Raw genomic sequence first — 23,770 nt, 5'->3', positions numbered from 1 at the left:
GATTTACGGCCCAGATTTGTTCACTACGGAAATGAGCTCGATTGTCTCTAGTTATCCGATGTATTATTCATTTATGGGGTTTATGCTACTTGAGCTAACACTTGCAATTTGGGCTCTTGTCATACTCATTAAAGGGATTGCTCAAGTTCAAGGGTTCTCCTCTTGGGTTACTTTGGGGAACCTTGTTTTAGCCTTTGTCTTAATTGTCGCTGTATTTCTAGTTTTAGGCTTAATTCTGGCTTTAGTACTGATGTAGTTTCACTAGAGTGAAATTCAGTTCTTGTTCATCTTAGATCTGCATAATAACAATCACTCAGTTATTAAAAATTTAAACAAATGGAGATAAGAATGAAATTAAGAATTATTGCTGGTTTAGTGGCTGCATCATTAGTTGGTTCTGTATCGGCGAGTGATGTGTCGTATGACAACCTTACTTTAAGCTGGAACGACGCTACGATTGATGGTGATGGTGGTAGCGATTTAGATCTTGACGGTTTTGGCGCTGGTGTATCATTCAGCTTGAACAAGAACTGGTACATGGCTCTAGATACAACCATGTTAAGTGGTAACGAAGGTGGTGTTGACGCAGATTTGGATATCTCAACAGTAAACTTTGGTTTCCACAACCCGATTTCAAACAACACGGACTTTATCGCTGAACTTGGTTACGCTAAAGCTGATAGTGAAGCAACATTTGCTGGTGTCACAGTATCGGATGATGAGTCTGCTGCAAACTTAGTATTAGGTTTCCGAGGTATGGCAACTGATAGCTTTGAGTGGGGCGCATCTGTTCAACACATGGATTTTGATGACTCGACTACGTTCTTAAACTTAGAAGGTCGCTATTACCTAGCTGATAACTTCTCTTTAGGTTTAACGGGTAAGTTTGAAAGCGATATCAACATTTATGCACTTGAAGCTCGTTTCGACTTCTAATTAGTATATTGATAACAAAAAAGCGGCTTAATTGCCGCTTTTTTTGTACTTAACGATCGTAGCCAGTGGGTGGGTTTACCAACCGCCACCACCACCGCCACCTCCGCCGCCACCGGAGAAGCCGCCACCCCCAGAAAAACCACCGCCTCCAGAGAAACCGCCGCCTCCAGAGAATCCACTACTCGAATTAGAGCCTGGTGGTGTTGCTGCAGAAGACACGCTGCTGGTGAAGCTTTCCCCTAAGTTTTGTGTTAGACCACTGAAGCTGAGTCCGTTACTGCTAGAGGAAGCAAGATACCAAGCGGGTATCATGTTGGTCATGGTGCTTTGCGGCGTGTCTTTCGCCAATTGAGGTGAAAGCACATGATTAAACATGTCGCCCCAAGTTTTTTCGATATCAAGTGCGAAAGCGTAGGGTAGGTAGCGCTCGAAAGTTTCAGGGGTTTTGGTCAAAGGGTAACGACTTCTAAGTGCATCGCCTTCGGCAATGGTTAAATACTGTTTTAGGCCTTCGGCTTTATCCATAAATTTCCTACCCAAAGCGGTAGGGGCTTTAAGGAGTATGCCAAACACGATATTCAATACCATAAGAATCGCACCAGCAATAAAGAACGAAACGCCAATTGATGCAAAAGGGTGTTTAAGGTTAATCCCGAGTAAAATCGTCACTGCGGATAAGATAACCCCCCAAGTAATGTATTGGCTGTTTGTTTTAAAGTATTCTGACTTATAGTCTGCTTCTAAAGAGCTTTTATGGGCAACCATAGCCGCTCTAAACTCTGGTTTATCATTGTCTGATTGTGTACTCAATGTATCTCTATTTCTAAAGAGCGTTTGCTCTAATCGAGACTCACCAGCAGCAAACTTTACATAACGGTTCTTTTTGTGCCGCTTGATTAAATAGTGGTTATCTTTGACTTCTTCAATCGTCAGGTAGCCTTTAACAGCGAGTGATAACAGGGCTGTGGTAAAGGTTTTTGAGTCATAGCTATGGTTCAAAACAAAACGCATGGCAGCTGGCGATTCTTTTGTCGGCGGATCGTAAAGCGGGATGATGACTCCTGGTTTTGGATCACGCCCATACTTTGACCAAAAGTAGTAGTAATAAGCGAAAGTAATAAGAATGCCGATTAGAAAAACCAGTAAGTGTCTATTATGAGAAAGCAGTGTAATGAACTTATCGAGCTTGGTTGGTGGCTCTATGTAGCCCTTTGGTAGACCGATTTGAATGGTAAAACCTTGACTCGGATAAAGTACTTTTGTGGTTTTCAAGCTAATACTGTTATCGCTCAAAGAGCTGAGCGCAACATGGCTGCTCCTGCTGCCGTAATAGCCTGTAAATGCTTGATACTTAACTTCATTCTGAGGGATTGTCTCAGGGAAATTCACAGTTGCGGAAGCGTCTATAATGGTGAACTTCCAGTCGTTTCCGGTGACATTCCAATAGAGTTCGTCAACATCCTCATAGAAGCCGAGCTGATTGTTGGTCTTATAGCGTATGCTGTATTCGTAAACACCTGGCTTGAGGTATTGATCAGAGTCGCCGATATAGAGCCTGACGCCATTACGCAAATCCTTGGTCATCCAGTCAACAGGCTCTCCGTCTTGGGTGACTGACTCAATATCGAAATCCACCTCATAATTATTTCCAAACCTGTCACGGTAATTCGTCGGGAACTCACGATAGATTCCTCTTTTTATGTTCTGACCTTCTGCTTTAACGGTTATGGTTTCTGTGATGGTTAGGCTCGAGTCTTTATGGATATCAATATCGCTATGGTAGCTTAGAATTTCTTCAGCCGATTGCGCTGGTAATGTAATGAGTGCTGAGCAGGCTACTAGCGCCAAGATTATCTGTTTAAGCATTGGTGTTAACCTTAATCGCTGATCGAATATTGGGTGACACCACTTTAAAGAAGTCGGCTTCTTGAAATTTGAATATTGTTGCAACGAGGCTATCGGGGAACTGCTGGATCTTAATGTTATAAACCTTGACGCTGCCATTGTAATATCGACGTGCATATTGAAGTTTGTCTTCAGTTTCAGCGAGTGCCTGCATTAATTTAAGAAAAGACTGGTTGGCTTTTAGCTCTGGGTACCTTTCTTGTAAAAGCAGTAGCTTACCCAGTTTTTGGTTGATTTGTTTTTCAATCGACTCCTGAGAAGAAGGCGAGATATTGGCTTCTGCGCTACGGAGGAGAGTTGTTAACTCTAGGGTTTCCTTTTCGTAGTCTCTATAAGCTTTTACAGTTTTTACCAGTTGTGGTATGAGATCGTGACGGCGGGTTAACTGCACATCTACATCACTCCAAGCCGAACTAACTTGGTTTTTGAGACCGATAATTTTGTTATATGTGAATAAACCCCACAGTAAGATTGCTGCGATGATGCTAAAGGTAATGACCACTATTATATATCCCTAATTATTTGAAATTATCATAGGGCGATATAGGGCTGATTTCAATCTTGTTGAATCAGCCCTAACTAATTATTGGCGGGTGTAGACCTGTAGGATGGGAAACTCGCTAGTACTAAAGCTCAAAGTTAAGGTTTGAACTTCTCTGCCTTTAAATCTAATCTTCTTTTCCAAAGGAGAGCTTCGGTGGCCGTTTGCGTAAAGCGCCATGATTTGCTCACTGACGAATATGCGATCCCCAGATGAAGTGTTTTGAAGCGTAACCGTGACTTTGCGCTGTCCGTATTCGTTGCTCATGGTCACATAGTTGACCACTTTAAAGTCACTTTTGTCCGGGTAAATATTATCGTCATTGGGAAAGTTAAACTCGATATCACTGCTGATCGCTCGGTCAATGCTGAGCGCATTGCGGTCGTTAGCGCTAAGTTGACTGGCTTGGCTAGCCAATAATAAAGTGGTTAGCAGTAGCAATTTTTTCATTTCCTTATCTCCTTGTATTTCAACTTGGTGTTATTTGTAATGCTATTTCCAGTCGGTGGCGACAAGTTTCGCTTGTTCTTCGCCTTCCTTTATACGTTGGATCTGTATCGGAATCATATTGTGTTCTAGGGCAAACCAGAAGTTTGTCTGGCGCTCACGTTGTGTTTCTTTTAGCTGAACTTTAGCCGTTTTTATTGGCCCTTTTTTGGTGTTAAGGGTTTCTTGCCCAAGGACTTTAAACTCATGATGGCGCACACTACCGCGATAGCTAATGTCGATAGCTGGTATTGGCTTTTGCGTCAGCAGGTTCTCCCTGACTAGGGTTAATTGAGTCAGTTGATCGAGATAGCCTGGCTTAAGAGGCTGACTCCACTCTTTTTTCTTGTATGAACCGTGTTCAACCTTGTTAATCCAGTCAAAGTTCTGCATTAAGGTAGAGTCCGAGCGCATGCTGGTTTGTGAATAACGCTGGTAAACTAAAGGTAAAATTTGCTTATCTTCAACCGTAAAACGACTGGTTTCTTGTCGCTTGTCAGATAAGAAGTAATAACTAATATCAGATTCCATTGCCAGTTGCCACTGACCATTACTGAGTTGAATCAGGTTGCGTGAGGCTGTGCCGACATTATCGCCATCATGAATAACTTCGTATTGAATAGAGTAGGGTTGTAAAGCGGCCAAGCTTTGCTCAGCAGTCTTTGCTTCAGAGAACGAGCTTTCAGCGGCTTGAGCGGAGTTAGTTAATAATAAGACAAGGGCTACAAAGGGTAACAAGAAGGCTTTATAGAGGTTTCTTGTCCATATAGGCTTTGCCGTCTTTGTATTCGAGACGATCATTACAGAATCGAGCGACCACTTCTGGGTAGAGTTGGTGCTCTTGTTGTTGGACTTTTGCTTGTAAGCTTTGCTCAGTATCACTTTTTTCCACCTTTACCGTTCGTTGTGCGATCACTGGGCCACCGTCTAGTTCAGAGGTGACAAAATGTACGCTAACTCCATGTTCTGTGTCACCATTCTCTAACGCACGCCTATGGGTATGCAAGCCTTTATATTTAGGAAGTAGAGAAGGGTGGATATTGAGCATCTTACCTTCGTAAGGCTGAACAAACTCTGAATTCAAGATTCTCATGAACCCGGCGAGGACGATGAGATCTGGGGAGTAACGGTTAATAACATTGCTTAACTCTACTTCAAAGGCTTGGCGACCGTCGAAGGCGGTATGATCCACAACCTCAGTTGGAATCTTGGCATTTTGTGCGCGAGTCAGTCCATATACATCGGGTTTATTGCTGATGACTGCGACTATATGACCGTTGATGCCGCCCATTTCGGCAGCATCAATCAAGGCTTGAAGGTTTGATCCGCTACCAGAAATGAGAACGACGATGCGCTTCATTTCTGGTGCTTGAGTAGTGTTTTCTGACAAGAGCTTGTCCGTTATAGAATGACTTGATCTTCGTTATCGACTCGAGATTCAATGTGACCGACGGTGTAAACCGTTTCACCCATCATCTCGAGCATGTCTTTAGCTTTTTCAGCATTATCTTCACTGACCACAAGGATCATGCCTATACCGCAGTTAAAAGTGCGATACATTTCTAAACGGTCGACATTGCCTTCTTGCTGTAACCATTGGAATACTTTTGGCATGCTCCAAGCGTTAGTGTTGACCACTGCTTTAGCGCTCTTTGGTAATACGCGCGGTAGATTTTCCTGTAAACCACCGCCAGTAATGTGTGACAGCGCTTTAATCTCGACCTCTTTAAATAGGCGGAGTAACGGTTTAACGTAAATTTTGGTAGGCTCTAACAAGGTTTCGCCAAGAGTTTTACCGTTTTCAAACTCTTGATTGACATCTGCACCACTCACTTCAAGGATTTTGCGAATTAGGGAGTAGCCGTTAGAGTGCGGGCCGCTTGAGGCTAAGCCAAGTAATACGTCTCCTGCTTTTACTCTACTACCATCAATAATTTTCTTTTTATCGACGATACCGACACAGAAGCCTGCTAAGTCGTAATCATCGCCTTCGTACATACCCGGCATTTCAGCAGTTTCACCGCCAATCAATGAGCAACCCGACTGTAGGCAGCCTTCCGCAATACCTGTCACCACATCGCTTGCAACATCCACGTCAAGCTTACCTGTAGCATAATAGTCTAGGAAAAATAGTGGCTCAGCACCTTGTACAATCAAGTCGTTGACACACATGGCAACCAGGTCAATACCGACTGTATCGTGTTTTTGCAAATCTAGTGCTAAACGCAGTTTTGTACCGACACCATCAGTTCCGGCAACTAACGCAGGCTCTTCGTAGCCTTGTGGTAGATCAAATAGAGCGCCAAAGCCGCCAATGTTTCCTAATACTTCTGGGCGGTGTGTTTTCTTACAAACATCTTTGATGCGGTCAACAAGGGCGTTACCCGCGTCGATATCAACACCGGCATCTTTGTAACTAAGGGACTTTTTATCGCTCATGTTGTCACTCATGGAATTTCCTAAAACTGATGGCTTAATAGTTAAAGCCGAATTTTACTAGATGCAGGCAACTATAGAAAGCCAGATAAGAAGAAAGATACAAGAAAAAAGCGGCCGAAGCCGCTTTTAGGGGTGAAAGTCAGGGGTAGGAGAGACTTTCTTATGGAATATCGACGCTCAAGCTCGATTAACGAGGCTCTTGTGGAATAATGGTTAGCTCAACACGACGGTTTTTTGCGCGACCACTAGCGGATTCGTTGGATGCGATTGGGTAACGCTCACCAAAACCTTTAACGTGTAATCTGCTGGCTTGGATATCGCGTTGACGTAAGTAGCTCGCTACGCTTGCAGCACGCTTCTCTGATAGACCCTGGTTGTATGCTTCTGCACCAACTGAGTCAGTAAAGCCTGCAACTTCCAAATCTGTGTCGACGTATTTATACAAAACCTTCGCAACCGAATCTAACACAGGATAGAAGCTCGCGCTTACATCGTGTCGGTCGGTATCAAAAGTAATATCGCCAGGCATGATTAATTGAATCTTGTCGCCATCACGTTGAACGCCAACACCAGTTCCTGCCAGTTCTTCACGTAGTTCTGCTTCTTGGTGGTCCATATAGGCACCAACACCAGCACCGATAGCACCACAACCTAAGGCGGCGTTACGAGCGTGCTTACTGTTTTCTGTTGCGCCAATAAGACCACACACCACAGCGCCTACGGCACCATATTTAACAGCTTTACTGGTTTTTTCTTCGCCAGTATAAGGGTCTAGTACGGTACAACCTGATGCAACTAATGCCGCTAACGCTGCGACAGTAAACGTTTTCTTAATTGATGTTAATGATTTCATGTTTAAAATCCTCAAATTTCCCCAAAGTGTTTTTGTATTATAAGTACTGAACTTGAATACAAACTGAATTGAAAACATCATAACAATATATTATATGATTTCTGGCAGGTAGCTGACTTTATGTGATTTATGTCACACTTAGATCGGCATAATTTACAGAATTTCAATAAGTTATCGTTTGAAAGCGTAGATAGCAGGGAGGTTTCGCCATAATCCTTTGTAGTCCATGCCACAACCAAAAATGTATCTATCCTCTACTTCTAAGCCGATAAAGTTGGGGGTAAAGCCACTTTTCGGTTTGCGCAGGTGCTGCTTGTCTACGAGGACTACAGAATTAATACTATTGGGTTTGTGTTCCGTACATTCTTGGTAGATGGCTTCTAGAGTTAAGCCTTCATCGAATATATCATCGATTAAAAGGATGTCTTTTCCTTGAAGTTCGGCTGGAGATGGGCGAACTCGCCAGTTAAGCTCTGCTCCCTGTGTTTCATCACCATAGCGACTAGCGTGTAAGTACTTAAGAGAGAGCGGAAAGGTGAGGTTGCGCATTAATTGCCCTGTAAAATACAAGCCACCATTCATCACACAGTAGGCGGTTATGGATTTTCCGGCGAATTTTTCATTTGAATAGAATTGATTCAGTCGTTGTGCAAGAGCCTGGATTGCTTGATCGATGTGAGATTCACCAATCAATAAGTCAGTTTGTTGCTTAATATCATCAAGAGTCATAAGTGACATTGTTATTATTCGTCGCTGGTTAATGTACTGAAAGTATAATTAATCATGGTGATGGCTTCGAGTGCAATTTGTTAGATAAGCGTAATAAAGTTAAAGATTGAGTAGCAACATGTAGCCTCTGGCTCAAAAGCTGATAAAATAGCCAGATTTAAGAATGTCGTAAGTAAGTTTTATAGGATTTTCAAGTGATTAGAGCTTCTAGGTGTTAGTGCTCCTAGGAATAGTCTAACAAAGCATCGAGAAAATTGGGCCAACCCAATTTCTACACAATAGATAATAATTCAATAATCATCAGTAGGAAACGAACATGTTGAATTCGCGCATTAAAGCGATAATTGCTGTGCTTTTGGCTGTCGCCGTGATGGGGCTTATTGTTCCAGCCAAGGCTGAGAGAGTACAAAATTTATATACAGGCTCATGGCCTGTGCAAGATCAATCTAGCGCCGCTCGACATCAGGCGATCGCTGAAAGCCTTTTGCAAGCCCTGGTTAGAGCCAGTGGCAGTCGTGATGTTTCTCGCTCGCCCGTCATTCAGTCGGCTTTAGCCAATGCCGAGGATTATCTGCGTCGTTACTCGTACCAAAGACTGTCAGCCGCTGAGCAGATGATTTATGAGAAGCCGCTATTATTGAAGGCCACTTTTGACCGTCAGTCGATATTAAGTCTTTTAAAGTCAGCGTCACTGCCTATTTGGGGAGAGGAAAGGCCGTCGGGTTTATTTTGGATTGCATTTGGTGACGAGTCTAACCGCCAAATTGCTAACGAAGAAAGTCAATTTATTAAAGCAGGCTTAATGATCGCTGCTGAAAGTCGAGGCTTGCCGGTGACTTTGCCGATGATGGACATCGATGATCAGATGGCCATAGAAATCTCTGACGTCTGGGGGAGGTTTGAAACACCTATTACCGAAGCAAGCAAACGTTATGCAAGAGATTACTGGGTTGCTGGTCAGTTACAGGAAACGAGCAATAAGTGGCAAGGTCGGTGGTTGTTGAGTATGAATGGTCGTACTGAGAGCTTTTCGACCAGTGGTCTTACGTCTTTCGAGGCTATTCAAGCCGCGGTAAACCGTGTGGCAGACTCTTTATCCTCTAAGCTGGCCGTTGTGCTTTCCGAAGAGGCTCAGGAAGTCTTTGTTTCTGTTGAAAATATTACGGATTTTGCGACTTTTGCACGAATCCAAAAACACCTTAATTCATTGAGCATGGTGAAGTCTGCTAGTGCGGTTGAGGTTTCTAGAGATACGGTGTTATTTAAGGTTGAGTCATTAACTTCGCCGCAAAACTTGATCGAAGCAATAAAAATAGGGAATAATCTGCAGCGGTCTGAGTCTAGCTTTGGTTATGACGAGGGATACGGTGACGGTTATAATGAGAATAATGCCCGACAATTAAGGGGTGATTTCCACTTTGTGTGGGGCACGCCGTAATATAACAATAAGTTAATAAAACATGAGCTTAAGTACGATTCCGAACATTATTACTGTGATGCGGGTGGTGTTAATCATCCCATTCGCATACTTTGCATGGCACCAAGACTATGTTGCGGCACTCGTGATTTTTTTGATTGCGGGTATTTCTGATGGGTTGGATGGCTTGTTAGCGAAGCGTTTTGACTGGCAGAGTCGTTTTGGCTCTATAACCGATCCGTTAGCTGATAAAATATTATTATTCGTGGCGTTATTGCTACTGGTAATGAAAGGGCAGCTTTCTTGGACCTTGTTCTGGGTATCTACTGCTCGTGACTTGTTCATTGTGGGCGGTGCCACGAGTTATCATTATCTCGTAGGGCCTTATGAAATGCGCCCAAGCATTATTTCTAAATGGAACACAGCATTAATGATTTTGCTAGTACTTTTAGTGCTGGTTCACTTGGCTTGGTTTAAATTACCCCTCGCTTTGATTGATACGCTTGAGATTTCTGTAATACTGACCTGTATTATCAGTGGCCTTCACTATTCTTGGTTGGGCGTTTGTCATTACAGAGCTCGAAATAAAGCGGTGGGCTCGGAGTCGCATGGCACTAAATCGGGCAAAGTGACGGATAAAGGCGCCGCTGAAAAAAGTTAATTATGTAGCTAACAACAAGCTTTCTTAACCATTAAACGTCTAGATTTTAATTTGACAACGGAATAATAACGATTAAATGCAGCAATTACCTCTCGATATCGAAATTAAAGCTGAATCAACGTTTGGTAATTTTGTTGCTGGTGGTGAGGCCAACTCGCAATTAGTATCAATATTACAGCAAACTGCGCAGGGGCAGAGCGATTTTATCTATGTGTATGGTGAGCCGGGTACCGGTCGTACACACTTGCTACAAGCCTTTACCCACAACTTTTCTGAAGCTTTCCCGCAAAAACTGGTTGCCTACTTACCATTAGATAACCAACAGCTTGTGCCAACAATGGTAGATGGTCTTGCGGGCTTTGACGCTGTGTGTCTTGATGGTATTGAGCACTGTTTAGGTGATAAGGAGTGGGAAACCGCTTTTTTTAATCTCTACAACCAATTGAAAGAACAAGGAAAGACGTTTCTCATTGCTGCCAATCAATCTCCACAAAATCTTGAGTTTACTTTGGCTGATTTGAAGTCTCGCCTTAGTGCTATGTTGATTCATGCGATTCAGCCTTTATCGGACGATGACAAGAGGCGCTTCTTACAAACCAAAGCCAAAGAACGAGGTTTGGAACTTAGTGAAGATGTTGCGACTTATTTGTTGTCACGTCAACAGCGAGATTTGCCTCACTTGATTGAGCTACTTGAGCAATTGGATCACGCTTCGTTGCAAGCGAAACGTCGCCTAACGATTCCCTTCGTTAAGCAGGTGTTAGAATTATAATGGACTATTAATTCGAGCTTATTGTTGAGCTTGTTCGTTAAACAGAAACTCTAAGCTTGTTTTAGCGTGACGCAGGTGGGGAATAACAATCGAGCCACCAACTAGCATGGCAACGCCCATAGCCTCATCAATTTCTGCTTTATTCCAGCCCTGTTTAACCGCTTGCTCTAAGTGGTAATCGATACAGTCGTTACAACGCAAAACCATTGACGCGACTAAGCCTAGTAACTCCTTCGTTTTACTATCAAGTTTGCCTTCACCGTAGGCCGTTTTGTCTAAGCCAAAAAAGCGCTTGATGAGCAAACTGTCGGTGTCTAAAGCTTTGGCATTTCCCGCTTCACGCTCAGCCCGAAACTGCTCAAACGGGTGTTTATTTTGATCTGTCATAATTCCTAATCCTGTGCTAAAAAAGTTATTGTACAAATAAGATTCTGAAGTACAAGCAAAAGCCTCAGGTGTACTGTTTTCAATGACTTAACTATGGTATAAAGAAGAGTGGTCTGAAGAGCTATGAGGATAATGCTCGTATGGGTGAAGCAAACGAAGAACTCTATGATGTATTGGTGCAAGGCGCCGATGCTTGGAATCGCTGGCGCAAAGATAACCCCAAAGAAAGTGTTGTTTTTGATGGTTTAGATTTGCGCGGTCTAGACTTGTCTGATTGTGACTTGTCGGAAGCGAGTTTTGTTGGAACAAACCTTGCCTATGCGGATCTAAAAAACGCCGTTCTTATCGCCAGTAATCTAACTGATGCAAACCTTTGTTATTGTAATTTATCGAATGCAAAGTTAATCGCTGCGAATTTAAACCAAGCAAACCTTAGTCATGCTAACTTGTTGCATGCCAATTTACTGACAGCTATCTGTTACAGAACCGATTTGTCGAACGTGGACTTGCGCGATCATGACCTCAGAGGTCAGGATTTGCGTGAAGCAAACCTAAGTGGCGCCGATTTACGTGGTCAAAATCTGGAAGGTCTTGATATGCAGGGGGCAAAGCTAATTGGCTCAAAGATGGAGCGAGTTAATTTGCGTGATACAAACCTTATTGGGGCGAACCTTTCTGATGTGGATCTCTCTAGTTGCAGTATCGATGGGGTGGCGTTGAAAGGCGCAAACCTTAGTAATGTGAATTTAGCCTCACAGAATCTTACTGGATTTAACCTCTCGAAAGTCAACTTCCAAGGTGCTGACTTGCGTGGCGCCAATTTGAGCAAAGCAAATTTAGATGGTGCCAAGCTTAGTTCAAGTAAGTTATGGCAAGTCCAAACTAAGGGCTGGTCAATTCGAAATATTGAGTGCTCACACGCTAGCTGGGATCAACGTGGCCGAGACTTTACTCACTATTCGGCGCACCAATTTGAGAAGCTATTTTCTGACAAGATAACCTTTACTTTACGATACCAACGAATGTTGTCCTACCAAGACTTAGCGACTTTACCATTCCTTATTGAACATCTTGAAGCGAGTTACTGGGGCTGTAAGCTTCGTATTCGTGACATTCGCAATGAACCCGGTGACACTCGAGCGATACTAGTGGTAGAAGATACAGGTGGCTTAAATCCATCCGTGCTCGAGTCCAGCCTGCAACAAGAAGCCGATAAACTGCAGTCGATACAAATCAGCTTGCAGTCAGAGCGCCGCCTTCAATTTGAAATTCGAGAGTCTTTGCAGGCGATAAAAGATAAATACTGGCCGAAATTATTAGAGCTCTCGGAGATCGATAGTGACGCAAAAACACGCCGTTTGGCGGTATTGTTCACCGATTTAAAAGGGTTCTCCAACTGGAGTGAAGAGGAACGTACCGATAAATTATCATTGTTCAGAGGGCTTCTAAAGCCAGTGCTTAAAAAGTGGAATGCCAGTTATCCAAACATGGAAGGCGACTCTTTAAGAGCAACCTTCCAGACTGTTGAGCAGTCGCTACACTGCGCAGCTATGATGCAACGTGTATTGGCTGGAGCTGGCTTTACTCTGCGTATCGGTTTAGATATTGGTGAAGTTAAAATTACTCACAATGAAATTACCGAACAGCTGGACATTGAAGGTGATGCCATTAATTTTGCAGCGCGCTTAGAGGCGATGGCGGACTCCGGCCAAGTTTTAGTCTCTGAAAATGTTCGCCATTATGCCATTCAATCAGACGCTCCATTCAACTTTACAGAGCATAGATTGGCTTTACAAAAAGCAGTCGGCGACAAGCAGGCGGGCGATACTATTGTGTGTTATAGCTCAAGCAGTGCGCTTGAGGAGAGCTAAATGTTTAGTACGAAATTCAAAAAAACAATCGGCTTGTCTCTTGGAATAACAGTCAGCTTGGCTCTTGCGGGAGCCAGTAATGCTTACTCTGAAGACATAATGATGTTGCCGTTACATAAAGGCATCGATGCGAAATATCGAATCGAGCTCAAGCCTTCGCATGTTACTCAGCGTGATGGTTATGATAATCAGCCAAAATTTGGGCCTGATGGAAACAGTCTCTATTTTACGCGCCAGTTAGATAAGGCCGATGGCGAAGGACAGCAGACGGATATTTTTAAATTCGATATCGACAGTAAGGATGTAATTAACGTCACTCAGACTGAAGATTTTAGCGAGTATTCTCCAACGCCTTACAATGCCGACTTTTTGTCTACCGTTAGAGTAAACCCAGAAGGTGAGCAGCACTTAAGTTTGTTTAATACTGAAGCAAAAGTTCACGAAGTCTTACGAAGCGATATTGAGCCTGTTGGCTATTTTTCATGGCTTCAGCCGACTAAAGCTGCAGTTTTTGTCTTAGGTGATGTTATGACTTTGCAGATCTTGGACACTGAGTCAGAGCAGCAACCACTGGTTTTAGAAGAGCATATTGGTCGCTGTTTTGAAACCGTTGCTAATAACGTCATCACCTTTTCAAAAGAAGAAGATGGAATCCATCAGTTATACGCCCTAACCTCTGAGGGTGCTATTAGCTCTTTAGAGCTTAGTTTGCCAGAAGGCGTGCAAGATTATGTATGGGTTGATAGCCAGCGTCTTATCGTTGGTAAAGGCTCTAAGTTGTTAATGGTAAGCTCTGCTGAAACAAGAGAATTAGCAGATTTATCATCACTCGATGTTGATGGCATCACTCGACTCGCCCTAAGCCCTGATAAATCCCGTTTAGCGTTGGTCTACCAGCGCCCTTAAAGGTTATGGGCAATTGACTCGTTAGCATTTTGTTATTGTTATCGAAGCATTAAAAAAGCCGCTAAATAGCGGCTTTTTTAATATCAAGCTTTAGATTATTACAGCCTTTAAATTTTAGGACCTGCTTTAATCAGCTCTTCAGCTTTTTCGTTATCAGCAAAACGATTGAAGTTTTTGATAAACATTGCTGCTAGTTCTTTCGCCTTAGTTTCCCACTCAGCAGGATCTTTGTAAGTATCCTGAGGGTTTAAGATGCCTGTGTCTACACCGTTAAGCTTAGTTGGGATCGCTAGGTTAAAGTAAGGCAAGTTAGCGAATTCACAGTTTTCGATAGAGCCATCCATGATGGCATCGATGATACCGCGAGTATCTTTGATAGAAATACGCTTACCAGTACCGTTCCAACCCGTGTTCACCAAGTAAACTTCCGCGCCAGCGTCACTAATACGCTTCTCTAGAACTTCTGCGTATTGAGTTGGGTGTAAGCTTAGGAAAGCTTCACCAAAGCACGATGAGAAAGTTGGAGTCGGCTCAGTAACGCCGCGCTCAGTACCGGCTAGCTTAGCGGTAAAGCCCGACAAGAAGTAGTATTGAGTTTGCTCAGGCGTTAGTTTAGAAACAGGCGGTAACACACCAAAAGCATCAGCACTTAAGAAGATCACTTTGTTTGCGTGACCAGCTTTAGATACTGGCTTAACAATGTTATCGATGTGATAAATTGGGTATGAAACACGAGTGTTTTCAGTTTTGCTGTTATCATCGAAGTCGATATTGCCTTTCTTATCGACCACAACATTTTCAAGCAAAGCATCACGACGGATAGCTCTAAAGATGTCTGGCTCGTTTTCTTCAGAAAGGTTAATGGTTTTTGCGTAACAACCACCTTCGAAGTTAAAGACGCCGTTGTCATCCCAACCATGCTCGTCGTCACCAATTAGTGCACGCTTTGGATCCGTAGAAAGAGTTGTTTTACCTGTACCAGAAAGACCGAAGAAGATTGCAACGTCGCCATCTTTGCCAACGTTCGCTGAACAGTGCATTGAAGCAATGCCTTTTAGCGGCAATAAGTAGTTCATCATTGAGAACATACCTTTCTTCATCTCGCCGCCATACCAAGTACCGCCAATCAACTGAATTTTTTCAGTAAGGTTGAAAGCAACAAAGTTTTCAGAGTTTAGGCCATGTTCTTGCCACTTCTCATTTACAGCTTTAGAGCCGTTCATGACTACGAAGTCAGGTTCAAAGTCCTGTAGCTCTTCGTCAGTAGGGCGGATAAACATATTTTTAACAAAGTGAGCCTGCCAAGCAACTTGTGTAATAAAGCGAACTTTTAAGCGGGTATCTTCGTTTGCGCCACAGAACGTATCGACAACGAATAAACGACTGCCTGATAATTGTTCAGTAACCGTTTCTTTTAAGTCGCTCCAAATGGCTGGAGAGATGGGTTTGTTATCGTTAACGCCGTTTTTTGACCACCAAACAGTATCACGAGTGATATCATCCTCGACGATATACTTATCTTTTGGTGAACGACCAGTGAAAATACCAGTGTCTACCGAAACAGCGCCCATGTTGGTGACAGTGCCGCGCTCGTAGCCGCTAATGTCATCTCGGGTTTCTTCTTCGAATAAAGTATCGTAGGACGGGTTATAAACGATTTCGTGGACTGAATGAATGCCGTATTGGCTCAGGTCAACATCGCGGGACATGTGAGTTACTCCTCGTTCGCAAAGCTCTACTTTGCAGTGCAGTAGTTAATAACAATTTGCTATTTGAAAATTGCACGTAATTATGCCAAAAAATATTGGTAGTGGCGAGGCTAAATGAAACTTATTTGAATTATTTCGTCAGAAATTTTTACGGGATTGATTTTTCTGACAAACTTGCAGTGAATTGATGAATTCATTTAATCCAAGTTTGTCGGGTCTTAGGGAAAGATAGGTGCTTGTTCAGGTCTGCTGGAAAATACTCGAGCCTCTGCTATCAGAGACTCGTGCTTAATAACTAGTTTGCTCTTATACACTAAGAGTTTCTCGCCAGTGAAAGCTTTGCTAACTCTATTAAAGCTGTTTTATATTCAGAATCCGGCAGAGGTACTAATGCATTGATAGCACGTTCAACCGCTTTCTCAGCCGCTTGGTAGGTATATTCAATAGCATTAGTAGCTTTAACGACGCTCAAAATTTCATCTAAGTCGTCTAAACCGCCTTGTTCGATCGCTTTGCGGATAAGCGCTTGATCAGATTCATCAGACTGTGCGAGTGCATAAATTAGCGGCAGAGTCGGCTTGCCTTCGGCTAAATCATCACCCACATTTTTACCCATATCATCAGCATCGGAAGCATAATCGAGTGCATCATCAATCAATTGGAATGCTATGCCTAGCTGTAAGCCATATTCGCGAAGGCCCTGTTCGATATCATCTGAGGCATCACAGAGAACCGCTCCAAGCTGGGTGGCTGCCGCAAAAAGAATCGCGGTTTTACGTTTAATGACTTGATAGTAAGACTCTTCGCTGACTTTTGGGTCGTTAATATTCATCAGCTGCAAGACTTCGCCAGCCGCCACTTCGTTAGTGGTATCTGCAAGAATATTAAGAACCTTCATATTGTCCACTTCAACCATCATCTGGAATGAGCGACTATAAAGGAAGTCTCCAACAAGTACCGACGCTTGGTTGCCAAACAGCTCGTTTGCCGTTTCGCGACCACGGCGCATACTTGACTCGTCAACAACGTCGTCATGGAGCAGGGTAGAAGTATGAATTAGCTCGATGACAGCGGCTAACTTTGAGTGGTCGGTACCTGTATAACCCATTGACTTCGCAGCTAAAAGTACCAGCATAGGGCGCAATCGCTTGCCACCGGCTGCAACAATATAATGTCCCACTTGATCCACCAAAACCACGTCCGACTTGAGGCGATCAAGAATCATTTGGTTAGTTGCTTGGAAGTCCGATTCTACCAAGGCACGGATATTGTCGAGTGTCATTGTCTACCTTAAAATTAAATTGTAGCTGGTATTTTTTAATGATTGCCTTAAAAACATAGAGGTCGTAGTGGTAACCAATCGGACATCTATCACAGCAATACTGCCAACGGCTTTACAATAATTGCTTGGCAATCCTAGTGAGGCTAGCGCCTTGGGTCAAGCTTTTATGGCGATATTTTGGGATAAGAGTCGCTGAACCGTTAGGCTTTTGGTATGATTCAGCCCGATTTAGGCTTTAAATCCATTATTCAAGGTTTTATCGGCTTAAATCCTTGCTTTACGGGCGTATTTCGCTTAAAATTCGCGCCCTCAAATATGAAAGCCATTGAGCAATACATATTAACCTTCTTGTTGAGATATATAAGAGGGTCTATAACCGGAGAATCAATATGTACGCAGTAATTAAAAGTGGTGGTAAGCAACACCGCGTAAAAGAAGGCCAGGTAGTGCGTCTTGAGAAAATCGAGGCGGAAACTGGTGCAACAATCGATTTTGAAGACGTTTTAATGGTCGCTGACGGCGATAATGTAACTCTAGGCACTCCAGTTGTAGCTGGTGCTGTGGTTTCAGGCGAAGTCGTTAACCACGGTCGTGCTAAGAAAGTGAACATCATTAAGTTCAAGCGTCGTAAACATCACATGAAACGTCAAGGCCACCGTCAATGGTTCACAGAAGTGAAAATTAACGGTATTGCTCTAGATGGCGCGAAAAAGCCAGCTAAGAAAGCTCCAGCGAAAAAAGCTGCAGCAAAAACTGACGGTGATGATTTAACTAAATTATCAGGCGTAGGCCCAGTTATCGTTAAGAAATTAAACGAAGCTGGTATCACTACATTTAAACAAATCGCTGAGTGGACTGCGAAAGACGTAGAGCACTTTGACGAAGAATTAAGCTTCAAAGGTCGTATCGAGCGTGAAAACTGGATCGATCAAGCTAAAGAATTGATGAAAGGAGAGTAAACGATGGCTCATAAGAAAGCTGGTGGTAGTACTCGTAACGGCCGCGATTCCGAAAGTAAACGCCTTGGTGTTAAGCGCTTTGGTGGTGAGCAAGTAAGCGCGGGTAGCATCATTGTTCGTCAGCGTGGTACTAAGTTCCACCCTGGTAACGGTGTAGGTCTTGGCCGTGACCATACAATCTTTGCAAAAGTTGATGGTAAAGTTAAGTTTGAAGTTAAAGGTAAAAACAATCGTCGTACTGTTTCTATCGAAGCTTAATCAAACTTGAGTTTTAGGAAAAGCCTCAGCCATCGCTGGGGCTTTTTTGTTAAAGAAACGTTAAAGTCTCTTTAACAATGTTGAAGTTTAAGTATTGTTAAGTTTTCTCCCCAATGATTGAACTCAAAGGGTGCGACGGCTTAAACTGATATGATATAGGTTAACTTGATTGCTTTTGATTGTTAAAAGATCTGTTAGCTGTTCACTTTCTGAGTCAATAGACAATGACTCTCAGTAATACGATGAAATAGTCTTATGAAATTTGTAGATGAAGTAACCATTAAAGTTAAAGCAGGCGATGGCGGTAACGGTATCGTCAGTTTCCGCCGTGAAAAATACGTTGCTCGGGGTGGCCCGGACGGCGGTGATGGCGGCGATGGTGGTAATGTATACATTGTTGCTGATGAAGAAATGAACACGCTAGTCGACTATCGTTATGTGCGTTTTTATCAAGCGACACGTGGTGAGAATGGTCAAGGCCGTAATATGACTGGCTCTAAAGGTGAAGATTTAATCCTAAAAGCACCTGTTGGTACCCAGATCACGGATAAAGAAACTGGCGAAATTGTTGGTGATTTAACCAAGCACGGAGAACAGCTACTGGTAGCGAAGGGCGGATTCCACGGTCTGGGCAATACTCGTTTCAAGAGCTCGATAAATCGTGCTCCTCGAAAAGCCACTCACGGTACTCCTGGCGAGCTTCGTGAGCTAAGGATGGAGCTCAAAGTACTTGCCGATGTGGGACTTCTTGGATTACCAAATGCTGGTAAGTCGACCTTTATTCGTGCGGTATCATCTGCTAAACCTAAAGTTGCTGATTATCCTTTCACCACGCTCATTCCTAATCTTGGTGTTGTGCGTATTGATACTGAGTCAAGTTTTGTTGTCGCTGATATCCCTGGTGTTATCGAAGGAGCCGCAGAAGGTGCGGGTCTTGGCATTCGCTTTTTACGCCACTTAGCGCGAACACGTATTTTATTGCATATCGTTGATTTACTACCGTTTGATCAGTCCGATCCTGTCGAGAACTTCAATGATATTATGAACGAGCTATATAAATACAGTGAGAGCAAAGATATCTCTCTTAAGGATAAGCCGGTTTGGTTAGTCTTTAACAAAACGGACTTGATGAGTGAAGAAGAAAATCAAGCTAAGATGAACGATATGCTGGAGCGCCTTCAGTGGGATGGCCCTGTGTTTAAGATGTCGGCAATCCAAAAAGAAGGTACTCGTGAAATTTGTAATGCGATTATGGATTATTTAATTGAGCATCCTCAGATCCGTAAGTTTGAAGCTGAGAAGACCCAAACTAAATTCCACTGGCCTGAACCTGGTTCAATGGATGAAGTTCAAGTTGACCCATTTGAAGGTTTGGAGCCTGAATGGGTTGAAGACTTTGAAGATGATGGCGTTGAAGTTGTATACGTCGATCCTAGCGATGTACCAGAGGATAAAAATAGTTAAGGCTAGATTACTTAGCGTTTATTCTAGCGATTTAATCTTGAATCATAAAAAAAGCCACTCATCAGAGTGGCTTTTTTGTATCTTGGATTTCTTTTTTTAGCGTCCTTCTCGGCGTAATGCTGAAGAGGTGAACTGGCGATAGTTCATGCTTTTTGAGAAGTCGTACATACTTTCTTGGTTATCTAGACCAAAAGCGATGTATCGTTTTGCTTTTAGGTCGTGAATAACGTCTAACGTTGTCCAAAGTACCGGCACTTCATAGTAGTTAAGAGCATGCGCTTCAGCGACGCGCCATAGCTCACCCTGTTCGTCATAGTGATCTACTAAAAGTGCTTGCCAACTGTCTTCGTCAAGATAGAAGGTACGGCGACTATAGATGTTGTCTTTAGTTTCTTTAAGTGTTGCTTCCACTACCCATACACGGTGGAGTTCATAGCGTGCAATTTCTTGGTTGATGTGGCCAGGTCGAACAATATCGTCATAACTCAGCTGATCGCTATGTAAATGGTATGCGTTGTAAGGAACAAACAACTCCTTTTTGCCCTTAAGCTCCCAGTTGTACTTGTCTGGCGAACCACTGAACATGTCAAAGTTATCAATGGTCGATAAGCCGTCAGAAGCTAATGCAGGTGCGTCATAGGCTACAGTGGGCGTTCTAAAAGCGCGACGACGACCTGGATCATAGCGCCATGCGCGACGTGGGTCTTTAACTTGGTTCGCGGTTTCGTGCACCAATAACACTTCACCAGCCATGCTAGAAGGCGAGGTAATACGCTGTTTGTAAAGGAATAGGAAATTATCTTTCTCAGGATGCTCTTGCGCATAGTACTGCAAAGACTCCTGTTCAAACTTTACAGGGTTGTAGCTTCCGTCAACCTGTGGAGTAACCTGGATGTACTGGCGTTAATGGATTCACCACGGTAACGGGTTAAGTGGTTCCAAATCGCTTCTAAACCACTCGTTGGTATAGGGAAGGGGACGCCAACACCAGCATTCTTTAGTCCAGCGCCATCTGGCGTTAGCTCTGCTCTTGAAGGATTCTTAATACTAAAGTCATAGATTTTTTTAGGGAATGAGGCGCTTCTATGGCTTGGGAATACCTTGATTTTATAGTCAGGGTATTGTTTTAACAGTGCGATCTGTCCACTGGACAAGTTTACTGCATAATCTTGGTAGTTATTACTGGTAATAACCAAAAGTGGCTCTTCGTCAGCATAAGGGTCTACATGATGCTCACCAGGCTCGTAATCTTCTGGAACCTGCTGTATTCCGCCTGTCCAGGCTGGGATTGTGCCTTCCGCGTTGCCAGCACGCTCCGCGCCCATTGGCGTTAGATCTTGAGTCAACCTAGCTGCTTGCTCGGCAGCAACTTTGGCCTGTGTTTGAGTGGTTACTGCCAGACTGGCAATAAGCAATATTAAGATGGAAATTCCCATATAGGTGCTATAAATGGTGTTAAGTGGTGCGCATTTTACTGGAGAAACAACCGCTGCCAACTGGTTAGACCACAGCGCGCTAATTGAACAAACCTATAATTTGAACAAGCAAGTTGTTTTTATTAATGACGAACATAGTTAACTATGGTTAAATAAAATAACTAAGGTGAAATTAGTCAGTTTGAATAAGGACAAAAGCGTTTTGTTTCAACAAGATACCGCACAACAATTATATGATTTGTTATCAATGTTTCATGATAAGTCTAAGAAGGTCGAAAAATCGATAGGCTTAACTCAAGAGCGACTCGGTATTATCACTCAGCTCGTTATGCAGGGACCTAAGACCATCAATCAATTAGCCGAGTATGAATCGGTCAGCGCACCAGCGATTACGCGTACAATCAAAGCCTTAGAGAAGCAGGGGTTTGTGATTAAATCACGCTCGAAAACGGATCAAAGGGTGGTTTTTGTTGCGCCTACGCGAAAAAGCCAACAAGTAGTGGATGCCGTGAGAATACAGCAACAAAAGTTAATTAGTGAGATTCTAGAGCTTGCGAGTAAGGACGAACTTGAGTTGATTGCTAATGGCGTTACGACTCTAACGATGCTATACAAAGATGAAAAGTCAGCATAACAAAGAAAAGCCGCTACCTTGCGATAGCGGCTTCAAGAATCTTTGCTACTTCAAGTTCTAAATTATAGGGCTTGAATTCGAGCGTTTAAACGGCTCTTATGACGTGCAGCTTTGTTCTTGTGGATAAGGCCTTTAGTAGTGGCCGCATCAATCACTGGAATAGCACGTTCAAATGCAGCTTGTGCATCCTTCTTGTTGCCTGCTTCAATAGCGTATACGACTTTCTTAAGGTAGCTACGCATCATTGAGCGGCGGCTTGCGTTGTGCTTGCGACGAGCTTCAGCTTGACGAGCACGTTTTTTGGCAGATTTAATGTTAGCCAAGGTGAACTCCTAACAACTGGTTAATAAAACAATAATCACAAATTTAAGGTCGCGAAATATACCTGTTTTCGAGTTTTGTATCAAGCGAAAACAGCTAAAATCAGTATAATTCTGTCAAAATTAAGGCTTTTTAGTCTTTTCTATGGTGACTAAGCCTTTAATCGCTTAAACTTGCGCACAATAAGAGCGACATTATAACACCTTTTAGGAAGATACTTCAGCAATATGGGCAGTCTTTTACGATCCAGCACCATCGTCAGTTTTTGGACCATGATTTCGCGCTTTATGGGGCTCGCCAGAGACGTGGTTTTGGCGAATTTACTAGGTGCCAGTGGCCAGGCTGATGTTTTCCTTGTTGCACAGAAAATCCCTAATTTCCTGAGGCGCCTGTTCGGTGAAGGTGCCTTCGCCACAGCGTTTGTGCCTGTGTTTTCCGAATATTATTCGAACCGGACCAAGGCCGAGACGGTTTCTTTGCTGAGTAAGGTCTCAGGAACGCTGGGCGGCTTCTTAGCCATTATTACGGTTATAGGTGTACTTGGCTCGCAAGGCGTTATTGCGTTGTTTGGCGCAGGCTTTATAAACGCTCCTGAAAAGTTTCAGTTAGCCAGCGACCTTTTAAAAATCACCTTCCCTTACATCTTTTTTATATCCCTAGTGGCGATGTACAGCTCGGTGCTAAACACTTTGGATAAGTTCGCGGTTCCAGCATTCGCGCCTATCTTGTTAAATCTATCAATAATTGCGGCGGCGATTGTGTGGGCGCCGACTATGGAGCGTCCAACCGTTGCTTTGGCTTGGGCTATATTTATAGCTGGTGCTTTACAGTTACTCTTACACTTTCCGTTTTTGTGGAAAGCGGGATATCTGCCAAAACCGCAATGGGCATGGAAAGATTCAGCAGTTCAGCGCATCATTAAGTTAATGGTTCCTGTCATAGTTGGCGCCTCAGCCAGTCAAATCAACTTGTTGATTGATACTCAGATCGCATCATTCCTGGAAGAGGGCAGTATCGCTTGGTTGTATTACTCAGATCGTATGATGGAGTTTCCTCTAGGTATTTTCGGCATCGCCATTGCCACAGTTTTATTACCAACTCTATCTAAGTACTTCTCGAAAAAAGATATGAAGCACTTTTCAGGCACCCTAGATTGGGGCTTGCGCATGGTATTAATGATCGGTATTCCTGCGGGTATTGGCCTTTTCTGGCTCGCTGAACCAATCATGATTAGCGTCTTTCAACATGGTGCCTTTACTGCTGATGATTCGTTTAAAGCAGGTCAAAGTCTACAGGCGTATTCGATTGGTTTAATCGGTTTTATGATGGTAAAAGTCTTTTTAACTGGCTATTACTCGCGCCAAGATACTAAAACTCCTGTCAAAATTGCTTTGTTTGCCATCGCTAGCAACATTATTTTGAACTTGGCGTTATTTAAGCCGTTTGGACATGTTGGATTAGCTATTGCTACGAGTGTTTCAGCCTTTATCAATGCGATATTTTTGTACCGCTATTTGCACAAAAACGGTCAGTTGCAGCTGTCGCGCAAAAGTAAGATTTGGATTCTAAAATTAGTCGTTGCTAGTAGCTTGTTGCTCTTAGGCTTGTGGTACACAGACTTTAGTATTGAACAGTGGCAGTCGTGGACGCGTTTCGAAGCGATTGGCATGATAAGCGTTATTATTGTCGCCACTGTAGCTGTGTATGGGATTTTGTTGGTCTTGATGGGGTTAAGACCTAGAGACTTTAAAATTCAACGATAGCTGGAAGAAAAATCCCCGCGAAAGCAGGGATGTTTGATAGT

Annotated in this window: 23 protein-coding genes and 1 pseudogene; 11 read left to right on the top strand and 13 right to left on the bottom strand. The window is 43.2% G+C overall.

The genetic code is table 11. The features are described from left to right. The first annotated feature begins 348 nt into the window (after window positions 1-348). Window positions 349-936: an outer membrane beta-barrel protein gene (locus ABD128_RS00700; RefSeq protein ID WP_343985211.1), complete on the top strand. Its 588-nt coding sequence runs from the start codon at window positions 349-351 to the stop codon at window positions 934-936. 75 nt (window positions 937-1,011) lie between these two features. On the opposite strand, the gene ABD128_RS00695 is transcribed toward ABD128_RS00700, so the two are convergent. The 8 genes from ABD128_RS00695 to ABD128_RS00660 form a co-directional block, all read right to left on the bottom strand. Continuing rightward, window positions 1,012-2,802: a DUF2207 domain-containing protein gene (locus tag ABD128_RS00695; RefSeq protein WP_343985209.1), complete on the bottom strand. Its 1,791-nt coding sequence runs from the start codon at window positions 2,800-2,802 to the stop codon at window positions 1,012-1,014. Further along, window positions 2,795-3,343, bottom strand: coding sequence for a LemA family protein (locus ABD128_RS00690; protein WP_343985207.1), 549 nt, complete (start codon window positions 3,341-3,343; stop codon window positions 2,795-2,797). Before ABD128_RS00690 ends, ABD128_RS00695 begins: the two co-directional genes overlap by 8 nt. An 81-nt stretch (window positions 3,344-3,424) precedes the next feature. Then, a complete protein-coding gene (locus ABD128_RS00685; protein ID WP_343985205.1) occupies window positions 3,425-3,832 on the bottom strand; it encodes a hypothetical protein in 408 nt (135 codons plus the stop codon). A 42-nt stretch (window positions 3,833-3,874) separates the two neighbouring features. Then, window positions 3,875-4,669, bottom strand: a complete 795-nt coding sequence (locus tag ABD128_RS00680) for a DUF3108 domain-containing protein (RefSeq protein ID WP_343985203.1) — start codon at window positions 4,667-4,669, stop codon at window positions 3,875-3,877. Next, on the bottom strand, window positions 4,614-5,228 hold the full coding sequence (purN, locus tag ABD128_RS00675; protein ID WP_343986532.1) for a phosphoribosylglycinamide formyltransferase: 615 nt from the start codon (window positions 5,226-5,228) through the stop codon (window positions 4,614-4,616). Before purN ends, ABD128_RS00680 begins: the two co-directional genes overlap by 56 nt. A gap of 41 nt (window positions 5,229-5,269) precedes the next feature. Continuing rightward, window positions 5,270-6,307 (bottom strand): phosphoribosylformylglycinamidine cyclo-ligase, encoded by a 1,038-nt coding sequence (purM, locus tag ABD128_RS00670; protein ID WP_343986529.1) that lies wholly within the window; start codon window positions 6,305-6,307, stop codon window positions 5,270-5,272. A 187-nt stretch (window positions 6,308-6,494) separates the two neighbouring features. After that, a complete protein-coding gene (locus ABD128_RS00665) occupies window positions 6,495-7,160 on the bottom strand; it encodes a YiaD family glycine zipper/OmpA-like lipoprotein (protein WP_343985200.1) in 666 nt (221 codons plus the stop codon). Between the two features lie 171 nt (window positions 7,161-7,331). Further along, the gene (locus tag ABD128_RS00660; protein WP_343985198.1) at window positions 7,332-7,898 is read right to left on the bottom strand and encodes a hypoxanthine-guanine phosphoribosyltransferase; all 567 of its coding nucleotides are present in this window, start codon (window positions 7,896-7,898) and stop codon (window positions 7,332-7,334) included. A gap of 307 nt (window positions 7,899-8,205) precedes the next feature. Between ABD128_RS00660 and ABD128_RS00655 the strand changes: the two genes are divergently transcribed. The 3 genes from ABD128_RS00655 to hda all read left to right on the top strand — a co-directional run bounded on the left by ABD128_RS00655 (window position 8,206) and on the right by hda (window position 10,739). Further along, window positions 8,206-9,327 (top strand): DUF2066 domain-containing protein, encoded by a 1,122-nt coding sequence (locus tag ABD128_RS00655; RefSeq protein WP_343985196.1) that lies wholly within the window; start codon window positions 8,206-8,208, stop codon window positions 9,325-9,327. A gap of 22 nt (window positions 9,328-9,349) precedes the next feature. Continuing rightward, on the top strand, window positions 9,350-9,967 hold the full coding sequence (locus tag ABD128_RS00650) for a CDP-alcohol phosphatidyltransferase family protein (protein ID WP_343985194.1): 618 nt from the start codon (window positions 9,350-9,352) through the stop codon (window positions 9,965-9,967). A gap of 76 nt (window positions 9,968-10,043) precedes the next feature. Next, window positions 10,044-10,739 (top strand): DnaA regulatory inactivator Hda, encoded by a 696-nt coding sequence (gene hda / locus ABD128_RS00645; protein ID WP_343985192.1) that lies wholly within the window; start codon window positions 10,044-10,046, stop codon window positions 10,737-10,739. A gap of 18 nt (window positions 10,740-10,757) precedes the next feature. On the opposite strand, the gene ABD128_RS00640 is transcribed toward hda, so the two are convergent. Next, window positions 10,758-11,126, bottom strand: coding sequence for a carboxymuconolactone decarboxylase family protein (locus ABD128_RS00640; protein WP_343985190.1), 369 nt, complete (start codon window positions 11,124-11,126; stop codon window positions 10,758-10,760). A 140-nt stretch (window positions 11,127-11,266) separates the two neighbouring features. Between ABD128_RS00640 and ABD128_RS00635 the strand changes: the two genes are divergently transcribed. Together ABD128_RS00635 and ABD128_RS00630 are read left to right on the top strand one after the other, a co-directional pair. Continuing rightward, window positions 11,267-12,997, top strand: a complete 1,731-nt coding sequence (locus ABD128_RS00635; RefSeq protein ID WP_343985188.1) for a pentapeptide repeat-containing protein — start codon at window positions 11,267-11,269, stop codon at window positions 12,995-12,997. Next, entirely contained in the window at window positions 12,998-13,903 is a 906-nt protein-coding gene (locus ABD128_RS00630) for a TolB-like translocation protein (RefSeq protein WP_343985186.1), read from the top strand. Window positions 13,904-14,010: 107 nt separating this feature from the next. Here the strand turns inward: ABD128_RS00630 and pckA are convergent, their stop codons facing one another. Both pckA and ispB read right to left on the bottom strand, forming a co-directional pair. Next, the gene (gene pckA / locus ABD128_RS00625; protein ID WP_343985184.1) at window positions 14,011-15,612 is read right to left on the bottom strand and encodes a phosphoenolpyruvate carboxykinase (ATP); all 1,602 of its coding nucleotides are present in this window, start codon (window positions 15,610-15,612) and stop codon (window positions 14,011-14,013) included. A 313-nt stretch (window positions 15,613-15,925) separates the two neighbouring features. Beyond that, entirely contained in the window at window positions 15,926-16,894 is a 969-nt protein-coding gene (ispB, locus tag ABD128_RS00620; protein ID WP_343985182.1) for an octaprenyl diphosphate synthase, read from the bottom strand. Between the two features lie 389 nt (window positions 16,895-17,283). Between ispB and rplU the strand changes: the two genes are divergently transcribed. From rplU to cgtA, 3 genes are all read left to right on the top strand, one after another. Next, complete coding sequence (gene rplU, locus ABD128_RS00615) at window positions 17,284-17,853, top strand: 50S ribosomal protein L21 (RefSeq protein ID WP_110200792.1); 570 nt, start codon at window positions 17,284-17,286, stop codon at window positions 17,851-17,853. A 3-nt stretch (window positions 17,854-17,856) separates the two neighbouring features. Next, the gene (gene rpmA / locus ABD128_RS00610; RefSeq protein ID WP_110200791.1) at window positions 17,857-18,111 is read left to right on the top strand and encodes a 50S ribosomal protein L27; all 255 of its coding nucleotides are present in this window, start codon (window positions 17,857-17,859) and stop codon (window positions 18,109-18,111) included. Between the two features lie 255 nt (window positions 18,112-18,366). Next, window positions 18,367-19,575, top strand: a complete 1,209-nt coding sequence (cgtA, locus tag ABD128_RS00605) for an Obg family GTPase CgtA (protein WP_343985179.1) — start codon at window positions 18,367-18,369, stop codon at window positions 19,573-19,575. Between the two features lie 96 nt (window positions 19,576-19,671). Here cgtA and ABD128_RS00600 read toward each other — a convergent pair. Beyond that, a pseudogene (locus tag ABD128_RS00600) lies at window positions 19,672-21,011 on the bottom strand (DUF1329 domain-containing protein). A gap of 202 nt (window positions 21,012-21,213) precedes the next feature. Here ABD128_RS00600 and ABD128_RS00595 point away from each other — a divergent pair. Beyond that, the gene (locus tag ABD128_RS00595; RefSeq protein ID WP_343985177.1) at window positions 21,214-21,645 is read left to right on the top strand and encodes a MarR family winged helix-turn-helix transcriptional regulator; all 432 of its coding nucleotides are present in this window, start codon (window positions 21,214-21,216) and stop codon (window positions 21,643-21,645) included. Between the two features lie 62 nt (window positions 21,646-21,707). Here ABD128_RS00595 and rpsT read toward each other — a convergent pair whose 3' ends face one another. Further along, window positions 21,708-21,968, bottom strand: coding sequence for a 30S ribosomal protein S20 (gene rpsT, locus ABD128_RS00590; RefSeq protein WP_110200786.1), 261 nt, complete (start codon window positions 21,966-21,968; stop codon window positions 21,708-21,710). A gap of 225 nt (window positions 21,969-22,193) precedes the next feature. Between rpsT and murJ the strand changes: the two genes are divergently transcribed. Then, entirely contained in the window at window positions 22,194-23,729 is a 1,536-nt protein-coding gene (gene murJ / locus ABD128_RS00585) for a murein biosynthesis integral membrane protein MurJ (protein ID WP_343985174.1), read from the top strand. The last annotated feature ends 41 nt before the right edge of the window (window positions 23,730-23,770 follow it).

The organism is Kangiella japonica, from assembly GCF_039523535.1.
GTDB lineage: Bacteria > Pseudomonadota > Gammaproteobacteria > Enterobacterales > Kangiellaceae > Kangiella > Kangiella japonica.
The sequence above is the reverse complement of the archived record's forward strand: the minus strand, read 5'-3'. Positions and strand labels throughout refer to the sequence as shown.

What these genes read in the sequence shown, in the direction of transcription:
- ABD128_RS00700 (WP_343985211.1), top strand. Translation starts at nt 349, where the DNA reads ATGAAATTAAGAATTATTGCTGGTTTAGTGGCTGCATCATTAGTTGGT.
- ABD128_RS00695 (WP_343985209.1), bottom strand. Translation starts at nt 2,802, where the DNA reads ATGCTTAAACAGATAATCTTGGCGCTAGTAGCCTGCTCAGCACTCATT.
- ABD128_RS00685 (WP_343985205.1), bottom strand. Translation starts at nt 3,832, where the DNA reads ATGAAAAAATTGCTACTGCTAACCACTTTATTATTGGCTAGCCAAGCC.
- ABD128_RS00680 (WP_343985203.1), bottom strand. Translation starts at nt 4,669, where the DNA reads ATGATCGTCTCGAATACAAAGACGGCAAAGCCTATATGGACAAGAAAC.
- purN (WP_343986532.1), bottom strand. Translation starts at nt 5,228, where the DNA reads ATGAAGCGCATCGTCGTTCTCATTTCTGGTAGCGGATCAAACCTTCAA.
- purM (WP_343986529.1), bottom strand. Translation starts at nt 6,307, where the DNA reads ATGAGCGATAAAAAGTCCCTTAGTTACAAAGATGCCGGTGTTGATATC.
- ABD128_RS00665 (WP_343985200.1), bottom strand. Translation starts at nt 7,160, where the DNA reads ATGAAATCATTAACATCAATTAAGAAAACGTTTACTGTCGCAGCGTTA.
- ABD128_RS00660 (WP_343985198.1), bottom strand. Translation starts at nt 7,898, where the DNA reads ATGTCACTTATGACTCTTGATGATATTAAGCAACAAACTGACTTATTG.
- ABD128_RS00655 (WP_343985196.1), top strand. Translation starts at nt 8,206, where the DNA reads ATGTTGAATTCGCGCATTAAAGCGATAATTGCTGTGCTTTTGGCTGTC.
- ABD128_RS00650 (WP_343985194.1), top strand. Translation starts at nt 9,350, where the DNA reads ATGAGCTTAAGTACGATTCCGAACATTATTACTGTGATGCGGGTGGTG.
- hda (WP_343985192.1), top strand. Translation starts at nt 10,044, where the DNA reads ATGCAGCAATTACCTCTCGATATCGAAATTAAAGCTGAATCAACGTTT.
- ABD128_RS00640 (WP_343985190.1), bottom strand. Translation starts at nt 11,126, where the DNA reads ATGACAGATCAAAATAAACACCCGTTTGAGCAGTTTCGGGCTGAGCGT.
- ABD128_RS00635 (WP_343985188.1), top strand. Translation starts at nt 11,267, where the DNA reads ATGGGTGAAGCAAACGAAGAACTCTATGATGTATTGGTGCAAGGCGCC.
- ABD128_RS00630 (WP_343985186.1), top strand. Translation starts at nt 12,998, where the DNA reads ATGTTTAGTACGAAATTCAAAAAAACAATCGGCTTGTCTCTTGGAATA.
- pckA (WP_343985184.1), bottom strand. Translation starts at nt 15,612, where the DNA reads ATGTCCCGCGATGTTGACCTGAGCCAATACGGCATTCATTCAGTCCAC.
- ispB (WP_343985182.1), bottom strand. Translation starts at nt 16,894, where the DNA reads ATGACACTCGACAATATCCGTGCCTTGGTAGAATCGGACTTCCAAGCA.
- rplU (WP_110200792.1), top strand. Translation starts at nt 17,284, where the DNA reads ATGTACGCAGTAATTAAAAGTGGTGGTAAGCAACACCGCGTAAAAGAA.
- rpmA (WP_110200791.1), top strand. Translation starts at nt 17,857, where the DNA reads ATGGCTCATAAGAAAGCTGGTGGTAGTACTCGTAACGGCCGCGATTCC.
- cgtA (WP_343985179.1), top strand. Translation starts at nt 18,367, where the DNA reads ATGAAATTTGTAGATGAAGTAACCATTAAAGTTAAAGCAGGCGATGGC.
- murJ (WP_343985174.1), top strand. Translation starts at nt 22,194, where the DNA reads ATGGGCAGTCTTTTACGATCCAGCACCATCGTCAGTTTTTGGACCATG.